Source organism: Mycobacterium zoologicum (genome assembly GCF_020181635.2).
In the GTDB taxonomy this organism is placed as follows: domain Bacteria; phylum Actinomycetota; class Actinomycetes; order Mycobacteriales; family Mycobacteriaceae; genus Mycobacterium; species Mycobacterium zoologicum.
The window spans coordinates 40,111-55,906 of the sequence record NZ_JAYJJS010000006.1 but is presented as its reverse complement, the minus strand read 5'-3'; the positions used below and the strand labels follow the sequence as shown (position 1 = coordinate 55,906).

Genomic DNA, 15,796 nt, shown 5'->3' with positions numbered 1-15,796 from the left:
CGTTCTGCCCGACCAGGAGAACGAGGGGGACCCACGTGCCCGAGCACGGAATCGTGATCGTCGGTGGCGGCCTGGCGGCCGTGCGTACCGCCGAGGAGCTGCGACGCGAGGAGTACTCCGGGCCCATCACGATCGTCTCCGATGAGACCCGCCCGCCCTATGACAGGCCGCCGCTGACCAAAGAGGTGCTGCGCGGCGAGCGTGACGACACCACCCTGGAACCGCCGGAGTTCTACGCCACCCACGACATCGACCTGCGCCTGGGCTGTGGCGCCCGTGGCGTCGACACCGAGGCCCGCACGGTGACGCTGGCCGACGGCAGCACCCTGGCCTACGCCCAGCTCGTCATCGCCACCGGGCTGGTGCCGCGGCGCATCCCGAGCCTCGGCGACCTGGACGGTATCCGGGTGGTCCGCTCCTTCGAGGACAGCTTGCTGCTGCGCGGTGACGCGGCCGCCGCGCGTCGCGCCGTGGTGGTCGGCGCCGGTTTCATCGGGTCCGAGGCGGCTGCCAGCCTGCGCAAGCTCGGTGTGGGCGTGGTGATCGTCGAGCCTCAGCCGACTCCGTTGGCGGCGGTGCTGGGCACCCAGATCGGTGAGATGGTGGCGCGGCTGCACCGGGCCAACGGCGTCGACGTGCGCTGCGGGGTCGGAGTCGCCGAGGTCCGCGGCGACGGGCGCGTGGAGACGGTGGTGCTCGACGACGGCTCGGAGCTGGCCGCCGATCTGGTGGTGCTCGGTGTGGGTTCGACACCGGCGACCGGCTGGCTGGACGGCAGCGGCATCGAGGTCGGAAACGGCGTGCTCTGCGATGCGATCGGGCGCACCAGCGCACCCGATGTGTGGGCCGTCGGCGACGTCGCGTTCTGGCGTGGTCATGACGGGCACCAGTCGCGCGTGGAGCATTGGAGCAACGTGGTCACCCAGGTGCGGGTGATGGTGCCCAACATGCTGGGCCGCGAGTCTCTGCACGACGTGGCGGTGCCCGGGTACTTCTGGAGTGACCAGTACGACGTCAAGATCCAGTGCCTGGGTGAGCCGGGGGCAGGCGACACCGTGCACGTGGTCGAGGACGATGGGCACAAGTTCCTGGCCTACTACGAGCGCGACGGCGTGCTGGCCGGTGTGGTCGGCGGCGGCCGGCCCGGCAAGGTGATGGCGATGCGCGCCAAGATCGCCGCGCGGGCCCCGATCTCCGAGGTGCTCGCCACCTAGGGGAGTCGCCTCCTTCGCCCCCTCGCGTCGCCCCCCTTCGCCCTCTCGCGTCGCCCCCCCTTCGTCGAGCGTGCACAAATGTCGACCCCGACCTGGGGAAATACCGGATGCTTGTGCACGCTCGCGCAATTGACCGGAGAACGCTATTCTCCATACAGAGATCGGGAGGTGCAGGCGATGGCGGATGTGCAGGGATCACGACTCGATGAAGCCGCGTTGGGCCGCTGGCTCGACTCCGCCGGCGCCCCCGGCAACGGCGAGATGCCGCGGCTGGAACCGCTGTCCGGCGGCTCGCAGAATGCGCTCTATCGGGTGGCCGGTCGCGGGGCGCCGATGGTGTTGCGGATGCCCGGCGCCCGCGCCGACGCGGCCCGCCTCGACGGCCTGCGCCGCGAGATCCGGCTGGTGCGCGCGCTGGCCGGCACCGACGTGCCGCATGCCGCGCTGATCGCCGCCGACGACGCCGGCGATGTGCTGGGCCAGCCCTGCTACGTGATGGCCGAGGTCCACGGCTGGAACTCCACCGGCAACGCCTGGCCGGCACCGTTCGACACCGACCTGGATGCCCGTCGCGGTCTGGCCTTCGAGTTGGTGGACGGCGCGGCACGGCTGGGCCGGGTGGACTGGCGCGCCCAGGGCCTCGACGGGTTCGGCCGCCCGGACGGATTCCACGAGCGCCAGGTCGACCGCTGGCTGGCCTTCCTGAACAACTACCGGGTGCGCGAGCTGCCCGGCCTGGACGAGGCCGCCGACTGGCTGCGCGCCAACCGTCCGGCGCACTACACCCCGGGCATCATGCACGGCGACTATCAGTTCGCCAACGTGATGTACGGCCACGGCGCCCCGGCGAAGCTGGTCGCGATCATCGACTGGGAGATGACGACCATCGGTGATCCGCTGCTGGATCTGGCCTGGGCGCTGCTCGGCTACGACGGCGAAAACCCGCGCACCGAAGGCTATTACGCCGACCTGGCCGGGATGCCGACCCGATCCGAGCTGTTGGAGCACTACGAGCGGGTGAGCGGGCGCTCCACCGAGAACATCGACTACTACCTGGTGCTGGCGAACTTCAAGCTCGGGATCGTGCTGGAGAAGACGTACGCGGCCTCGGTGAACAGTGACAAGGTCGACCCGGCGGTCGCGGCGGCGATGGGCCCGATGATCCCGCAGCTGATCGCCGCAGCCGCCGATCTCGCCCGCTCCCTACCCGCGAAGCGAGCGTGAGATGGGTTACGCCGACGCGCTGTTCGACCTGACCGACCGGGTGGTGCTGGTCACCGGTGGCAGCCGCGGGCTGGGCCGGGAGATGGCGCTGGCCGCCGCGCACTGCGGCGCCGACGTGGTGATCGCCAGCCGCAAGCTGGAGGCGTGTCAGGCGACCGCCGCAGAGATCGAGGCGCAGACCGGGCGCAGCGCCATGCCCTATGCGGTGCACGTCGGGCGCTGGGATCAGCTCGACGGACTGGTCGACGCGGTGTATCAGCGGTTCGGGCGGGTTGACGTGCTGGTCAACAACGCCGGCATGTCGCCGGTGTACGACAAGCAGACCGACGTCACCGAGAAGATGTTCGACGCCGTGGTCAACCTCAACCTCAAGGGCCCGTTTCGGTTGTCCGCGTTGGTCGGTGAGCGGATGCTGGCCGCCGGGCGGGGGTCGATCGTCAACGTCAGCACACACGGTTCGCTGCGCCCGCACCCGTCGTTCATCCCCTATGCCGCATCCAAGGCCGGGCTCAACGCCATGACCGAGGCGCTGGCTCAGGCCTTCGGCCCCACGGTGCGGGTGAACACCTTGATGCCCGGGCCGTTCCTGACCGACATCTCCAAGGCGTGGAACTTCGGCGACGCCAACCCGTTCCGCGGCCACGCGTTGCAGCGGGCTGGAGAGCCAGTCGAGATCATCGGTGCCGCACTGTTTTTGATGTCGGATGCGTCCAGCTTCACCACCGGCTCGATCCTGCGGGCCGACGGCGGCATTCCGTAAGAGAGGATTTCGACATGGCATGGGATTTCTCCACCGAACCGGAGTTCCAGGAGAAGCTGGACTGGATCCGGGCATTCGTGCGCGACGAGGTCGAACCGCTTGAGGTGCTGTTCCCGGGCTGCGAATACCTGCCGCTGGACGACCAGCGCCGCAAGATTGTGGACCCGCTCAAGCAGCGGGTGCGCGAACAGGGGCTGTGGGCACCGCATCTGGGCCCCGAACTGGGCGGTCAGGGTTTCGGCGCGGTCAAGCTGACGCTGATCAACGAGATCCTGGGCCGGTCCAGCTGGGCGCCGATCGTGTTCGGCACCCAGGCCCCCGACACCGGCAACGCCGAGATCCTGGCCCGGTTCGGCACCCAGGCTCAGAAGGACAGCTACCTGGCCGGCCTGCTGTCCGGGGAGATCTTCTCCTGCTTCTCGATGACCGAACCGCAGGGCGGGGCCGACCCGCGGGTGTTCACCACCAAAGCCGTGCGCGACGGCGACCACTGGGTGATCAGCGGGCGAAAGTACTTCTCCTCCAACGCCTCGGTGGCGTCGTTCTTCATCGTGGTGGCGATCACCGACCCGGACGTGCCGGTGCACCGCGGGGCGTCGACGTTCCTGATCCCAGCCGGCACACCCGGGCTGAATATCCAGGCCACCCATCACCTGGTCGGCTCGCAGCACCACGAGGCCGGGCATTCGCTGGTGCGTTACGACGACGTGCGGGTGCCGGCGGAGGCCATCCTCGGTGAGCCCGGCCAGGGCTTCGCAATCCTGCAGAACCGGCTCGCCGGTGGGCGACTGCACCACGCGATGCGGTCCATCGGGGTGGCCCAGCGCGCCGTGGACATGATGGCCCGCCGCGCCAAAAGCCGCTTCACCCAAGGCAGTTCACTGGCCGACAAGCAATTGGTGCAGGAGTTCATCGCTGACTCCTACGCCGAGCTGATCCCGTTCCGGCTGACGGTGCTGCACGCCGCCTGGCTGATCGACACCGCGGGCGAGGAGGCGGCCCGCGCCGAGATCGGGGTCTGCAAGATCCTGGCCTCGCAGGTGCTCAAGTCGATCGGCCTGCGCGCCATTCAGGTTCACGGCGCGATGGGCTTGACCGAGCAGCTACCGCTGGTGAACGTGCTGCTCGGCGGGGTCGCGCTCGGGCTGGCCGACGGCCCCACCGAGGCGCACAAGGTGAACCTGGCCCGGCTGCTGCTCAAGGGCTACGACGCCGAGGACCCGGAGTGGCCCAGCGAGTTCCTGGACAACCGCATCGAGGCAGCCCGGGCCAAGTACGGCGACCTGGTCGACCGGATCCCCGCGGTGCCATGAGCTCGCCGTGAACAGGGTCGACGCCGCCGTCCACCGGGCGCTCGACGACCGCCAGCAACTGGCCACCGCCGAGGTGGAGCGCATCCTGTCGGCCGCGGTGACGGTGCTGGCACGGGTCGCGCCCGAGGAGCCCCGGGTCAGCGACATCGTCGCCGAGGCCGGCTCGTCGAACAAGGCGTTCTACCGCTACTTCGCCGGCAAGGACGAACTGTTCCAGGCGGTGATGGAACGCGGGGTCGGAATCGTCGTCTCCTATCTGGCGCACCAGTTGGCCAAGGAATCCACGCCCGCGGCTCAGATCGCCCGATGGATACGGGGTACGGTGGCGCAGGTGTCCGATCCGCACCTGTTGAGCCTGAGCCGAGCGGCCAGCACCCAACTGAGCACGGCCGGGGTCTCCGATGACCAGATCCTGGCACCACTGCGCGATCTGCTCACCGAACCGGTTGCGGCGCTGGGGAGTTCGGACCCGCACCGGGATGCCGATGTGGTGTTCACCGCCACGCTGGCGACCATGCGCCGCTACCTGGGCGGCGCCGCCGCACCCAAGCGTGCCGACGTCGACCACCTGGTGCAATTCTGCCTACGAGGACTGGGAGCCTGATGCACGCGATCGTCTGCGAACAGTACGGACCGCCGGAAAGCCTTGTGCTCAAAGAGCTTCCCGACCCGACGCCCGCACCGGGCACCCTGGTGGTGCGGGTGCGTGCGGCGGCGGTGAACTTCCCCGACGTGCTGCTGATCGACGGTAGGTACCAGCTGAAGATCCCGCCGCCGTTCACCCCGGGCAGCGAGCTCGCCGGTGACGTGATCGCGGTCGGCGACGGTGTCGAGTTCGCGCCGGGCGACCGGGTGGCGGGGGCGTCATTCGTGGGCGGGTTCGCCGAGCAGGCGCTGGTACCCGCCGCGGCGGTGAGCGCCATCCCCGATGGAATCGACTACGCGGCGGCCGCCGGTTTCGGCGTCACCTACCGCACCGCCTATCACGCACTGCGCTCGGTGGCCCAAGTGCGCCAAGGTGATTGGGTGGTGGTGCTGGGCGCGGCCGGTGGTGTTGGCCTGGCCGCGGTCGATCTAGGTGTGGCGCTGGGGGCGAAAGTGCTTGCCGCGGCCTCGAGTCCGGACAAGCTGGCGGTGTGCACCGAACGGGGCGCCGAAGCAGTGATCGACTACGAGCGCGAAGACCTCAAGACCAGGATCCGTGAGATCACCGGCGACGGCGCGCAGGCGGTGCTCGACCCGGTGGGTGGGCCGTATGCAGAGCCGGCGCTGCGCGGCCTGGCCCGCGGCGGGCGGTTCGTCACGCTCGGCTACGCCGCCGGGTCCATCCCGGCCATCCCGCTGAACCTGGTGATGCTCAAGGGGATCGCCGTGGTCGGCATGGAGATCCGCACCTTCGCCACCGACTTCCCGCAGGAGAACGAACGCGACCTCGCCGAACTGCAGCAGCTGTTCGCCAGCGGCAGGGTCAGCCCGTACATCGGTGCGCGCTTCCCGCTCGCCGAGACCGCCCAAGCGTTGCGCTACGTGGCCGACCGCAAGGCCATCGGCAAAGTGATCATCGACATCTGACCCACACCAGCGAATTGTCGCTCTTCACACCGTCATTCGTGGTGGTCGCCGACAGGGTGAGCCGGTCGCCGTCGACGCGGGCCTGCCGCAGCTGCGGCGCCGCCAGCAGCTCCGGCAGTATCGACACACTAACCCGGTGATGCACGGTCGCGGTGTCCTCGTCGACGTCGAACCGGCCGCCGTAGGCTATGTAGCCGTCCAGCTCGGCGTCGTCGCCGCCGTTCAGTTGCGCGGACATGTACCCGTCCGCGGTGTAGAGGATCAGGCCGCGCGGTGCGGTGCCCAGCGGATACGACACCGCGCCGGTCTGGGTGTCACGGGATTCGAAGGACGACAACTCCCAGCCGCCCAACAGTGCCTCGCGCAGAGAACTCATCAGGCCATGATGACGGTGCGCTGCACCGGCTCGGCGGCCGCCTGACGACTGCGCAGCCCGCGCCGCAGCGCGTACAGCAGCACGTCGCGGGTCTCGCGGGGGTCGATCAGCTCGTCGAAGCCCAGCTGCGAGGCGGAGTGATACGACGCCTGCAACTCGGTGGCGGCCAGCTTGGCGGCCAGATCCTCACCGGCGTGCGAGGCGGAACTGAGTGCGGCCGCACTCATCGCGCCCATCGTCGCGCCCGGATAGGCGAATGTGGCGACCTGGTTGTCGAAGCCGAGCAGTGACATCACCATGGACCCGAAGCCGTAGGCCTTGCGCAGTGTCAGATGCAGTTTCACGGTGCTGGCCGCGGTCTGGGCGGCGAACATCCGGGCGCCGGCCCGCAGCACCCCGGTGCGCTCCGAGCGGCTGCCCGGCAGCATGCCGGGGTTGTCGGTCAGGAACACGATCGGCAAGTGGAACGAGTCGGCCACCTGGATGAAGTGGGCGGCCTTGTCGGCGGCGTCGGCGTCGATCGAGCCGGCCAGCACCTGCGGCTGGTTGGCCACCACCGCCACCGGGTGCCCGCCCAGGTGGGCCAGCGCGCAGATGATCGCCCGGCCGAAGCGCGGCTGCACCTCGAACCAGTCCGGCCGGTCGAAGACGACGTCGAGCACCGAACGCATGTCATAGACCCGGCGGTTGTCCCGCGAGACGATGTCGAGCAGCTCGGGAGTCGCCCGGGGCTCACTCTCCGACCCGGCGGGCAACGCCGCGGGGTAGGACCACGCGCTGGACGGGAAGTAGGCCAGGTACCGGCGGATGTCGTCGAGCACGGCTGCGTCGTCGTCGGCGATGTTGTGGATGACGCCGCTGGGCAGGGCCACCTCGGGGCCGCCCAGGTCTTCCTTGGTGATGTCTTCGCCGGTCGACTCTTTGACAACCGGCGGCCCGGCGGTGAAGATCGCGCCGTGCGGGCTCATGATCCGGAAGTCGCAGACCGGCGCGACCAGCGCGCCGTGCCCGGCCGACGGCCCCAGCACCGCGGCGACCGTCGGCACCCGGCCCGAACACTGCGCCTGGGCGATCAGGTCGGTCGGGGTGCGGCCGTAGTGCTCACCGGTGGGCCGGAATCCGGCGCCTTCGAGCAACATCACCAGCGGGATCTTGTCGCGCAGCGCCAGTTCGGCGATGCGGTACCGCTTGGCGTTGCCGCCGGGGCCGATGCTGCCCGCCAGCGTGGTGAAGTCCTCGGCGCCGACCATCACCGGGGCGCCGTTGACCAGACCGGAGCCCACCACGATCCCGTCGGCCGGGATCTCGCCGCCGACCATCGACCCCAGCTCCCGGAAGGTGCCCGGGTCCAGCAGGTGCGCGATCCGGGCGCGCGCGTCGAGCTTGCCCTTCCCGCGGTGTTTGGCCAACCGCTCGGGCCCGCCCATGCCACGGGTGCGCTGGCGCCGCCGGTCCAGGTCTTCCAGCGTCTCCTGCCAGCTGTTCGTCATCTGCGACGCCCTTTCGTTGACCATACTGAAATTCTTACTGTAGCGTCTCCGGGCGTGGGTGGAAGTGACTGCCCGGTCGGGCATCGGTCGATGAGTTCCGTTGCGCCGGAGTGCGACCGATGATCCCCCGGCATCCGCAGGACGTGACGCGGGAGTGGCTTTCGGGCGCCCTGGGGGTCGAGGTGACCGCCGTCGAGGTGACGCCGGTGGGCACCGGGCAGACCGGGGCCACCTACCGGGTGTCGGCGAGCTATGCCGGCGGTTCGGCCGGCCTGCCGGAGACCTTCGTGATCAAACTGCCCGCCGGCGACGACGCCGTACGCGATCGGGTGGTGCTGGGCTACCGCAGCGAATGTGCGTTCTACTCGTCGGTCGCCGATCTGGTCGCGATACCGATCCCGCAGGTCTACCACTGCGAGATCAACGAGGACGCAACCGAATACGCGTTGCTTCTGGGCGACTGCGCTCCCGCGGTCCAGGGTGATCAGATTGCCGGCTGTGGCGAGCGGCAGGCCCATCTGGCGGTGACCGCACTGGCCGGGTTGCACGCGCCGACCTGGTGCGACGACCGCTGGCTGACCTTCCCCGGCCTGGCGATGACCCAGCTCGACGAGGCTGGCGCCAAGGGCATGGGCGACATCGCCCGGATGTGCGCGGCGACATGCGTGGAGCGCCTCGGGGACAAACTCGGCGACGCCGATTGCGCGACGCTGACCGCCGCGCTGGACGTGATCACCCCCTGGGTGTCGGCGCCGCTGGGCCGGTTCGCGCTGATCCACGGCGACTACCGGCTCGACAACATGCTGTTCAGTCCTGGCGGGGACCGGATCTGGATCGTCGACTGGCAGACGCTGGGCGTCGGCCTGCCGGCCCGGGATCTGGCCTTCTTCACCGCCACCAGCCTGGAGCCACAGCTGCGTTCGGCGATCGAGGCCGATCTGGTCACCGCCTATCACTCCGCGCTGCTGCGTCATGGCGTGACCGGCTACGACCGGGAGACCTGTTGGCGTGACTACCGATTCGGCGTCCTACAGGCACCGCTGATCTGTGCGCTCGGGTTGGTGTTCGCCAGCGGAACCGACCGCGGCGACGACATGTTCGTGGCCATGCTGCGCCGCGCCTGTCGGGCCGTGCGCGAACTGGAAACGCTGGAGCTGGTGGAAGAGGTCTGCCGAACATGAACGCTGCAGCGCCGCGGCCACCGGAGGGGGATTGGCTGGGCACGCCGTTCCTGACGTTTCGGCGGGAGGGCCCGATCGCGGTCTGCACGCTGGACCGCCCCGAAGCCCGCAACGCGATGACGCCCGCGATGTACTTCGGTATCCGCTACGCCGTCGGCCGGGTCAATGAGGACCCCGACCTGGCCGGGCTGCTGATCACCGGCACCGGCGACGTGTTCGCCCCCGGCGGCGACATGGGCGGCGGCGGGGCGGATGACTGGATCACCTTCGGGTCCGCGCTGGGGATGGACGTCACCCCGTTCGACGCGCTGCGCAGCTCGGTCAAGCCGGTGGTCTCGGCGGTCAACGGACTGTGCCAGGGCGGCGGGCTGCAGATCGCCCTGTGTAGCGACGTCGCCGTGGTCAGCGACCGGGCCACGTTCCGGGTGCCCGAGCTGTTCCGCGGCATCGCCGACACCTACTACAGCCAGATGCTGGCGCGGGTCGTCGGCCCCGTCCGCACCCGAGATCTGATGTTCACCGGCCGCACGTTCGGCGCGCAGGAGGCACTCGAGTGGGGAATGATCGCGCGGGTGGTCCCGCACGACGAGTTGTTGGGCGCCGCGCACGACGTGCTGGCCCAGTGCTGCCGGACCGCGCCGGCGGCGCGGGCGGTGGTCAAGGCGACGCTGGATTCCTACCTGGGTCTGTATGACCGGATCGGGATGAGCAACAGCCTGGGCGCGCCGGAGGCCGTCGAGGGCTTTCGGGCGTTCAAGGAGCGCCGGTCACCGGAGTGGGTGCATCCGGCGTTGCGGATCGACGGACGATTATAAATGAGCTCATTGCTCTAAAGCGAGAATGAGTGTGCATAAAAATCAGAAGCACATATCGCAGAATCGATGAATCGGTTAGTATCCTCTGGCATCAGTACGGATCGGTCGGAGGAGCCCGCGTATGGCGATGAGGGACCTGGTCGCCCGGTGGTCCCCGAACGAGGTCATGGGCCGTCTCGCCGGGCCGATGGAAGCCGTCGGCGGACTGTTCTCGATGTCGGTCGACGCGGTGAAATTCCTGTTCCAGCGCCCGTTTCAGTTCCGCGAGTTCCTGGACCAGTCCTGGTTCGTGGCCCGGGTGTCGCTGGCGCCCACCCTGCTGGTGGCGATCCCGTTCACGGTGCTGGTCAGCTTCATCCTGAACATCCTGCTGCGCGAACTCGGCGCGGCCGACCTGTCCGGCGCCGGGGCGGCGTTCGGTGCGGTCACCCAGGTCGGGCCGATGGTGACGGTGCTGATCGTCGCCGGGGCCGGGGCCACCGCGATGTGCGCCGACCTGGGCTCGCGCACCATCCGCGAAGAGATCGACGCCATGGAGGTCCTCGGCATCAACCCGGTGCAGCGGTTGGTGACGCCGCGGATGCTGGCCGCCGGGCTGGTCGCGCTGCTGCTCAACAGCCTGGTGGTGATCATCGGCATCCTCGGCGGCTACGCCTTCTCCGTCTTCGTCCAAGACGTCAACCCGGGCGCGTTCGCGGCCGGGCTGACCCTGCTCACCGGCGTGCCCGAGCTGATCATCTCCTGCATCAAGGCGGCCCTGTTCGGCCTGATCGCCGGGATGGTCGCCTGCTACCGCGGCCTGACCATCTCCGGCGGCGGCGCCAAGGCCGTCGGCAACGCGGTGAACGAGACCGTGGTCTACGCCTTCATGTCGCTGTTCGTGGTGAACGTGGTCGTCACCGCGATCGGCATCAAGATGACGGCGCGCTGAGCCGTGGCGCTACGTGCCCTGTCGGCCGTCTACCCGGGAGTCACCCGGCAGCTGCGGCGACCGATAGCCGCGCTCGGGAGCATCGGCGACCACACCCTGTTCTACGGCCGCGCGATCGGCACCACCCCGTTTGCGCTGACCCGGTATCGCCGGGAGGTGGTCCGGCTGATCGCCGAGATCAGCATGGGCACCGGAACGCTGGCGATGATCGGCGGCACCGTGGTGATCGTCGGATTCCTGACGCTGGCCGCCGGCGGCACGCTGGCCGTGCAGGGCTACAGCTCGCTGGGCAACATCGGCATCGAGGCGCTCACCGGGTTCCTGGCGGCGTTCATCAACGTCCGGATCTCGGCGCCGGTGGTCGCCGGCATCGGGCTGGCCGCCACCTTCGGCGCCGGGGTGACTGCGCAGCTCGGGGCGATGCGCATCAACGAGGAGATCGACGCACTGGAGTCCATGGCGATCCGCCCGATCGCCTACCTGGTCAGCACCCGGATCGTGGCGGGCCTGTTCGCGATCACCCCGCTGTACGCCATCGCGGTGATCCTGTCGTTCATCGCCAGCCGGTTCACCACGGTCTTTCTGTTCGGGCAGTCGGCCGGCCTGTACGACCACTACTTCCGGACGTTCCTGAACCCGATCGACCTGCTCTGGTCGTTCCTGCAGGCGTTCCTGATGGCGATCACGATCCTGTTGATCCACACCTATTTCGGCTATTTCGCCGCCGGCGGCCCGGCGGGAGTCGGGGTGGCGGTGGGCAACGCGGTGCGCACGTCGCTGATCGTGGTGGTGTCGGTGACGCTGCTGGTGTCGCTGTCGGTCTACGGCGCCAGCGGCAACTTCAACCTGGCCGGATAATCACCCCGCGCCGTGCGGAGACGACTCGGAGGGCACGGTGGTATTGGCATTCTCATTTTTTGGAAGTACCGTATCCATTGATGAGCGATCCAGTGCAGACCTCCTCGGGGATACCCCTGAAACCGGTGTACGGACCGGATGACCGGCGCGGTGAACCCCCGGCGCCGGGGACCTATCCGTTCACCCGGGGCAACTTCGAGTCCGGCTACCGCGGCCGGCTGTGGACGTTTCGGCAGTACTCCGGCTTCGGCACCGCCGAGGAATCCAACCGTCGTTACCGCTACCTGCTCGACCAGGGCGGCACCGGACTGTCGGTCGCCCTGGACCTGCCCACCCAGTGCGGCTACGACTCCGACGACCCGGAGGTCGGTGAAGAGGTCGGCCGGGTCGGGGTGGCCGTCGACACCCTCGCCGACGCCGAGATCCTGTTCGACTCCATCCCGCTGGACAAGATCAGCACCAGCTTCACCATCAACGGCACCGCCGCCATCCTGCTGGCGTTCTACGTGGCCGTCGCCGAGCGCAAGGGTGTGCCGCGCGCCAAGCTCACCGGCACCATCCAGAACGACATCCTCAAGGAGTACGCCTCCCGCGGCACCTGGATCTGGCCGCCGGAGCCGTCGCTGCGGTTGATCGCCGACACCATCGAGTTCTGCGCCGCCGAGGTACCCCGGTTCAACGCGATCTCGGTAGCCGGCGCACACTTCCGCGACGCCGGCGCCAACGCGGTGCAGGAGATGGCGTTCACCCTCGCCGACGGCGTCACCTACTGCGACACCGTGGTGGCGCGCGGGCGGATGAGCATCGAGCAGTTCGCGCCCCAGGTGTCGTTCTTCTTCTACACCCACGGCGACTTCTTCGAGGAGGTCGCCAAATACCGTGCGGGACGGCGCCGTTGGGCCACCATCGTGCGGGAACGCTACGGCGCCAAGGCCGACAAGGCGTCGATGTTCCGGTTCGGTTGCGTGGCCGGCGGGGCGTCGCTGTTCGCGCCGCAGGCCCAGAACAACCTGGTGCGGGTGGCCTACGAGTCGATGGCCGCAGTGCTGGGCGGGGTGCAGTCGATGTTCACCGCAGCCTGGGACGAGCCGTTCGCGCTGCCCAGCGAGGAGTCCGCCACCCTGGCGCTGCGCACCCAGCAGATCCTGGCCTATGAGACCGGGGTGACCCGGGTGGCCGACCCGCTCGGCGGCTCCTACTTCGTCGAGGCGCTCACCGACGCCACCGAGGAGCGCATCATCGAGATCATGGCGGACCTCGAGGCCCACGGCGGCATGGTGCGCGCCATCGAAGACGGCTACCTGCAGGGGCTGATCGCCGACGAGGCGTTCAAGATCCACCATGAGATCGAAGACGGCGCGCGGCCCGTCGTCGGCGTCAACAAGTTCACCTCCGACGAGCCGGCGCCGGAGATCGCCACCTACGAGCTCGACGCCGAAGGGCGCGACGTCCAGCTCAAACGGCTGGCCCGGGTCAAGGCCGAACGCGACGACGCCGACGTCGCCGCCAAACTTGCCGCGCTGTCGCGTGCCGCCGAAGGCGACGACAACCTGATGCATTCCCTGATCGACTGCGCCAACGCCTACTGCACGGTGGGTGAGATGGTCTCGGCGCTCAAGGCGGTCTGGGGCGAGTTCCAACAACCGGTGGTGTTTTAGATGACTACTTCTTCCCCGACCCGGGTGCTGGTCGCCAAACCCGGTCTGGACGGCCATGATCGGGGCGCCAAGATCGTCGCCCGCACCCTGCGTGACGCCGGCTTCGAGGTCATCTACACCGGCATCCGGCAGAAGGTGGAGGATATCGTGTCCACCGCACTGCAGGAGGACGTGGCGGTGATCGGGTTGAGCATCCTCTCCGGCGCGCACGTCGCCCTGACCGCCCGCGTCATCGAGGGGCTGCACGCCGCCGACGCCGCCGACATCGCGGTGGTCGTGGGCGGCACCATCCCTCAGGCCGACGTGCCCAAGCTGACCGCGCTGGGTGCGGCGGCGGTGTTCCCCACCGGAACGTCGTTGGACGACTTGGTGACCGGCGTCCGGCAGGTCGTCGCGAAAGCGGAGGTGTGACGGTATGCGGTTGGGGGTGATGATCGGGGCCGAGCGCGGCGACATGGCCCGCAAGGTCACCAAGCTGATCTCCGACATCGAGTGGGCCGACTCGGCGGGACTGTCGACGGCGTGGATGCCGCAGGTGCCCGACGACTTCGACCTGCTGACCATGGTCGCGCTGATGGCCTCGCACTCGACCCGGATCGAACTCGGCACCGCGGTGGTGCCGTTGCAGGCCCAGCATCCGATCGCCCTTGCGCGTCAAGCGCTTTCGGTGAACGCCATCTCGGGAGGCCGGCTGGCGCTGGGGGTCGGGCCGTCGCACCACTGGATCATCCGCGACATGCTCGGCCTGCCCTACGACAAGCCGGCCGCCTACACCCGCGACTACCTGCAGGTGCTGGGCGCCGCCCTGTCGGGGCCCGGCCCCGTTGACGTGGAGAACGATCACTTCACCGTGCACAATCCCACTGCGCTGGGCGCGGATTCGCCGATGCCGGTGCTGGTGGCCGCGCTCGGTCCGGTGATGCTGCAGATCGCCGGTGAGCACGCCGACGGCACGTCGCTGTGGATGGCCGACGAGAAGGCCATCGCCGAGCACATCGCGCCGAAGATCAACAAGGCCGCCGCCGAGGCGGGCAAGCCCGCACCGCGCATTGTCGCCGGTATCCCGGTCACGTTGTGCGCCAACAGCGAGATCGAGGCCGCCAAGGAGCGTGCGAATCGGATTCTGGCCGAGGCCGAGACCTCGCCCAACTACCAGCGGCTGCTGGACCGGGGTTCGGCCCGCGATGTGGGAGACTTGTGCGCGGCGGGTGATGAGGAGTCGATCCTCAAGCGATTCAGGCAGTTCGCCGACGCCGGGGTCACCGACCTGTCGGTGCGGCTGCTGCCGATCGGCGACACCCGTGACGAGCTGGTGGCGTCGAAGTACCGGACCCGTGAGGTGATCGCGGAGCTGGGCAAGGAGTTTCGGTGAGCGGACCACTGTCGGGGATTCGCATCCTCGAAGTGGGGGTAATGCTGGCCGGGCCGTACGCCACCATGCTGCTTGCCGATCTCGGGGCCGAGGTCATCAAGATCGAGCCGCCGGGTGGGGAGATCTCGCGGCAGGTCGGCCCGAGCTACTTCGCCAGCCTCAACCGCAACAAGTCCAGCATTCAGCTGGACCTCCGGTCGCCGGAGGGGCAGGCCCGGTTGGGCGAGCTGGTGGCCGAATCCCATGCGCTGCTGGTGAATATGAAACCGTCGGTGATCCGCCGGCTGGGGCTGACCTATGACGCACTGTCGCGCTTCAACCCGCGGATCGTGTGTGTGGCGCTGACCGGCTTCGGCCTGGACGGCGGGGACGAGCCGGCCTTCGACTACGTGATCCAGGCGGCCACCGGGGTGGCGGCCATGACCGGCGACCCTTCCGGGCCCCCAATGCTGCCGGGCTACTCCTCGGCGGACAACTCCACCGGGCTCACGGCGGCGCTGGGACTGCTGGCCCAGATCGTCAGTGGCCGCGGCGGTCAGGTGGAGGTATCGCTGCTGGACGTGATGTTGTCCCAGCTGAACTATCGGGCGTCGGCGTATCTCAACGACGGCTTGGTGCCGCAACGCTATGCCCACGGCGCGCACTCGTACTACGTTCCCGCGCAGCTCTTTCCGACTGCCAACGGGTACTTGGCACTGTTCGTCACCCACGACGGGTTCTGGAAATCCTTCGCGGTGGAGGCCGGCCTGCAGGGCTTCACCACCATGGAGGAACGCGTCGCCCGGCGCGAGGAGGTGCTGGCCGTGGTGACCGAGGCGCTCGCGGCCGACACCGCAGCCGGTTGGGAGCGCCGGCTGCGGCCGCTCGGGGTGCCCGCGGCCGCCGTGCGTACCCTGCCCGAAGCGCTGGCCGAGCATCCCGAAATGGTTGTTCAGGCAGGCGATTTCCGGCTGGTGGGCAGCCCGATCCGCGTGGCGGGGTACGAGCCGTCCTACCGGCCGGCGCCGGAACTGGAAGACTGAGCGCGCCGGC

At 69.0% G+C, this 15,796-nt stretch carries 16 protein-coding genes; 14 read left to right on the top strand and 2 right to left on the bottom strand.

Annotated elements, in window-relative coordinates; all coding sequences use genetic code 11:
- The first annotated feature begins 35 nt into the window (after nt 1-35).
- From K6T84_RS07080 to K6T84_RS07055, 6 genes are all read left to right on the top strand, one after another.
- Nucleotides 36-1,214, top strand: coding sequence for an NAD(P)/FAD-dependent oxidoreductase (locus K6T84_RS07080; protein WP_224864492.1), 1,179 nt, complete (start codon nt 36-38; stop codon nt 1,212-1,214).
- Nucleotides 1,215-1,391: 177 nt separating this feature from the next.
- Nucleotides 1,392-2,438 (top strand): phosphotransferase family protein, encoded by a 1,047-nt coding sequence (locus K6T84_RS07075; protein WP_225401400.1) that lies wholly within the window; start codon nt 1,392-1,394, stop codon nt 2,436-2,438.
- A gap of 1 nt (nt 2,439) precedes the next feature.
- Entirely contained in the window at nt 2,440-3,198 is a 759-nt protein-coding gene (locus K6T84_RS07070) for an SDR family NAD(P)-dependent oxidoreductase (protein WP_224864494.1), read from the top strand.
- Nucleotides 3,199-3,212: 14 nt separating this feature from the next.
- Nucleotides 3,213-4,511 carry an acyl-CoA dehydrogenase family protein gene (locus tag K6T84_RS07065; RefSeq protein ID WP_225401401.1) on the top strand — a complete coding sequence of 433 codons (1,299 nt, stop codon included), beginning with the start codon at nt 3,213-3,215 and terminating at the stop codon, nt 4,509-4,511.
- 7 nt (nt 4,512-4,518) lie between these two features.
- Nucleotides 4,519-5,115 (top strand): TetR/AcrR family transcriptional regulator, encoded by a 597-nt coding sequence (locus K6T84_RS07060; RefSeq protein ID WP_225401402.1) that lies wholly within the window; start codon nt 4,519-4,521, stop codon nt 5,113-5,115.
- A complete protein-coding gene (locus tag K6T84_RS07055) occupies nt 5,115-6,083 on the top strand; it encodes an NADPH:quinone oxidoreductase family protein (protein WP_225401403.1) in 969 nt (322 codons plus the stop codon). The genes K6T84_RS07060 and K6T84_RS07055 overlap by 1 nt, the downstream gene beginning before the upstream one ends.
- Here K6T84_RS07055 and K6T84_RS07050 read toward each other — a convergent pair.
- Nucleotides 6,070-6,459 carry a lipocalin-like domain-containing protein gene (locus K6T84_RS07050; protein WP_225401404.1) on the bottom strand — a complete coding sequence of 130 codons (390 nt, stop codon included), beginning with the start codon at nt 6,457-6,459 and terminating at the stop codon, nt 6,070-6,072. The genes K6T84_RS07055 and K6T84_RS07050 overlap by 14 nt on opposite strands.
- On the bottom strand, nt 6,459-7,949 hold the full coding sequence (locus K6T84_RS07045; RefSeq protein ID WP_224864499.1) for an acyl-CoA carboxylase subunit beta: 1,491 nt from the start codon (nt 7,947-7,949) through the stop codon (nt 6,459-6,461). The genes K6T84_RS07050 and K6T84_RS07045 overlap by 1 nt, the downstream gene beginning before the upstream one ends.
- Nucleotides 7,950-8,068: 119 nt before the next feature.
- On the opposite strand from K6T84_RS07045, the gene K6T84_RS07040 reads away from it, so the two are divergent.
- From K6T84_RS07040 to K6T84_RS07005, 8 genes are all read left to right on the top strand, one after another.
- Nucleotides 8,069-9,130 (top strand): phosphotransferase family protein, encoded by a 1,062-nt coding sequence (locus K6T84_RS07040; RefSeq protein ID WP_224864500.1) that lies wholly within the window; start codon nt 8,069-8,071, stop codon nt 9,128-9,130.
- Nucleotides 9,127-9,945, top strand: a complete 819-nt coding sequence (locus K6T84_RS07035; RefSeq protein ID WP_224864501.1) for an enoyl-CoA hydratase/isomerase family protein — start codon at nt 9,127-9,129, stop codon at nt 9,943-9,945. Before K6T84_RS07040 ends, K6T84_RS07035 begins: the two co-directional genes overlap by 4 nt.
- Before the next feature lie 127 nt (nt 9,946-10,072).
- Nucleotides 10,073-10,876 (top strand): MlaE family ABC transporter permease, encoded by an 804-nt coding sequence (locus K6T84_RS07030; protein ID WP_224865669.1) that lies wholly within the window; start codon nt 10,073-10,075, stop codon nt 10,874-10,876.
- Between the two features lie 3 nt (nt 10,877-10,879).
- Nucleotides 10,880-11,734: an MlaE family ABC transporter permease gene (locus K6T84_RS07025; RefSeq protein WP_225398532.1), complete on the top strand. Its 855-nt coding sequence runs from the start codon at nt 10,880-10,882 to the stop codon at nt 11,732-11,734.
- Between the two features lie 80 nt (nt 11,735-11,814).
- Entirely contained in the window at nt 11,815-13,392 is a 1,578-nt protein-coding gene (locus K6T84_RS07020) for a methylmalonyl-CoA mutase family protein (protein ID WP_225401405.1), read from the top strand.
- Complete coding sequence (locus K6T84_RS07015; protein WP_224864504.1) at nt 13,393-13,803, top strand: methylmalonyl-CoA mutase C-terminal domain-containing protein; 411 nt, start codon at nt 13,393-13,395, stop codon at nt 13,801-13,803.
- A gap of 4 nt (nt 13,804-13,807) precedes the next feature.
- Nucleotides 13,808-14,764, top strand: a complete 957-nt coding sequence (locus tag K6T84_RS07010; RefSeq protein WP_224864505.1) for an LLM class F420-dependent oxidoreductase — start codon at nt 13,808-13,810, stop codon at nt 14,762-14,764.
- On the top strand, nt 14,761-15,786 hold the full coding sequence (locus K6T84_RS07005; RefSeq protein WP_224864506.1) for a CaiB/BaiF CoA transferase family protein: 1,026 nt from the start codon (nt 14,761-14,763) through the stop codon (nt 15,784-15,786). Before K6T84_RS07010 ends, K6T84_RS07005 begins: the two co-directional genes overlap by 4 nt.
- The last annotated feature ends 10 nt before the right edge of the window (nt 15,787-15,796 follow it).

Bases quoted from the DNA above. Each gene is read 5' to 3' on its own strand.
- K6T84_RS07055 (WP_225401403.1), top strand. From the start codon at position 5,115: ATGCACGCGATCGTCTGCGAACAGTACGGACCGCCGGAAAGCCTTGTG.
- K6T84_RS07065 (WP_225401401.1), top strand. From the start codon at position 3,213: ATGGCATGGGATTTCTCCACCGAACCGGAGTTCCAGGAGAAGCTGGAC.
- K6T84_RS07015 (WP_224864504.1), top strand. From the start codon at position 13,393: ATGACTACTTCTTCCCCGACCCGGGTGCTGGTCGCCAAACCCGGTCTG.
- K6T84_RS07020 (WP_225401405.1), top strand. From the start codon at position 11,815: ATGAGCGATCCAGTGCAGACCTCCTCGGGGATACCCCTGAAACCGGTG.
- K6T84_RS07050 (WP_225401404.1), bottom strand. From the start codon at position 6,459: ATGAGTTCTCTGCGCGAGGCACTGTTGGGCGGCTGGGAGTTGTCGTCC.
- K6T84_RS07035 (WP_224864501.1), top strand. From the start codon at position 9,127: ATGAACGCTGCAGCGCCGCGGCCACCGGAGGGGGATTGGCTGGGCACG.
- K6T84_RS07045 (WP_224864499.1), bottom strand. From the start codon at position 7,949: ATGACGAACAGCTGGCAGGAGACGCTGGAAGACCTGGACCGGCGGCGC.
- K6T84_RS07010 (WP_224864505.1), top strand. From the start codon at position 13,808: ATGCGGTTGGGGGTGATGATCGGGGCCGAGCGCGGCGACATGGCCCGC.
- K6T84_RS07075 (WP_225401400.1), top strand. From the start codon at position 1,392: ATGGCGGATGTGCAGGGATCACGACTCGATGAAGCCGCGTTGGGCCGC.
- K6T84_RS07070 (WP_224864494.1), top strand. From the start codon at position 2,440: ATGGGTTACGCCGACGCGCTGTTCGACCTGACCGACCGGGTGGTGCTG.
- K6T84_RS07040 (WP_224864500.1), top strand. From the start codon at position 8,069: ATGATCCCCCGGCATCCGCAGGACGTGACGCGGGAGTGGCTTTCGGGC.
- K6T84_RS07030 (WP_224865669.1), top strand. From the start codon at position 10,073: ATGAGGGACCTGGTCGCCCGGTGGTCCCCGAACGAGGTCATGGGCCGT.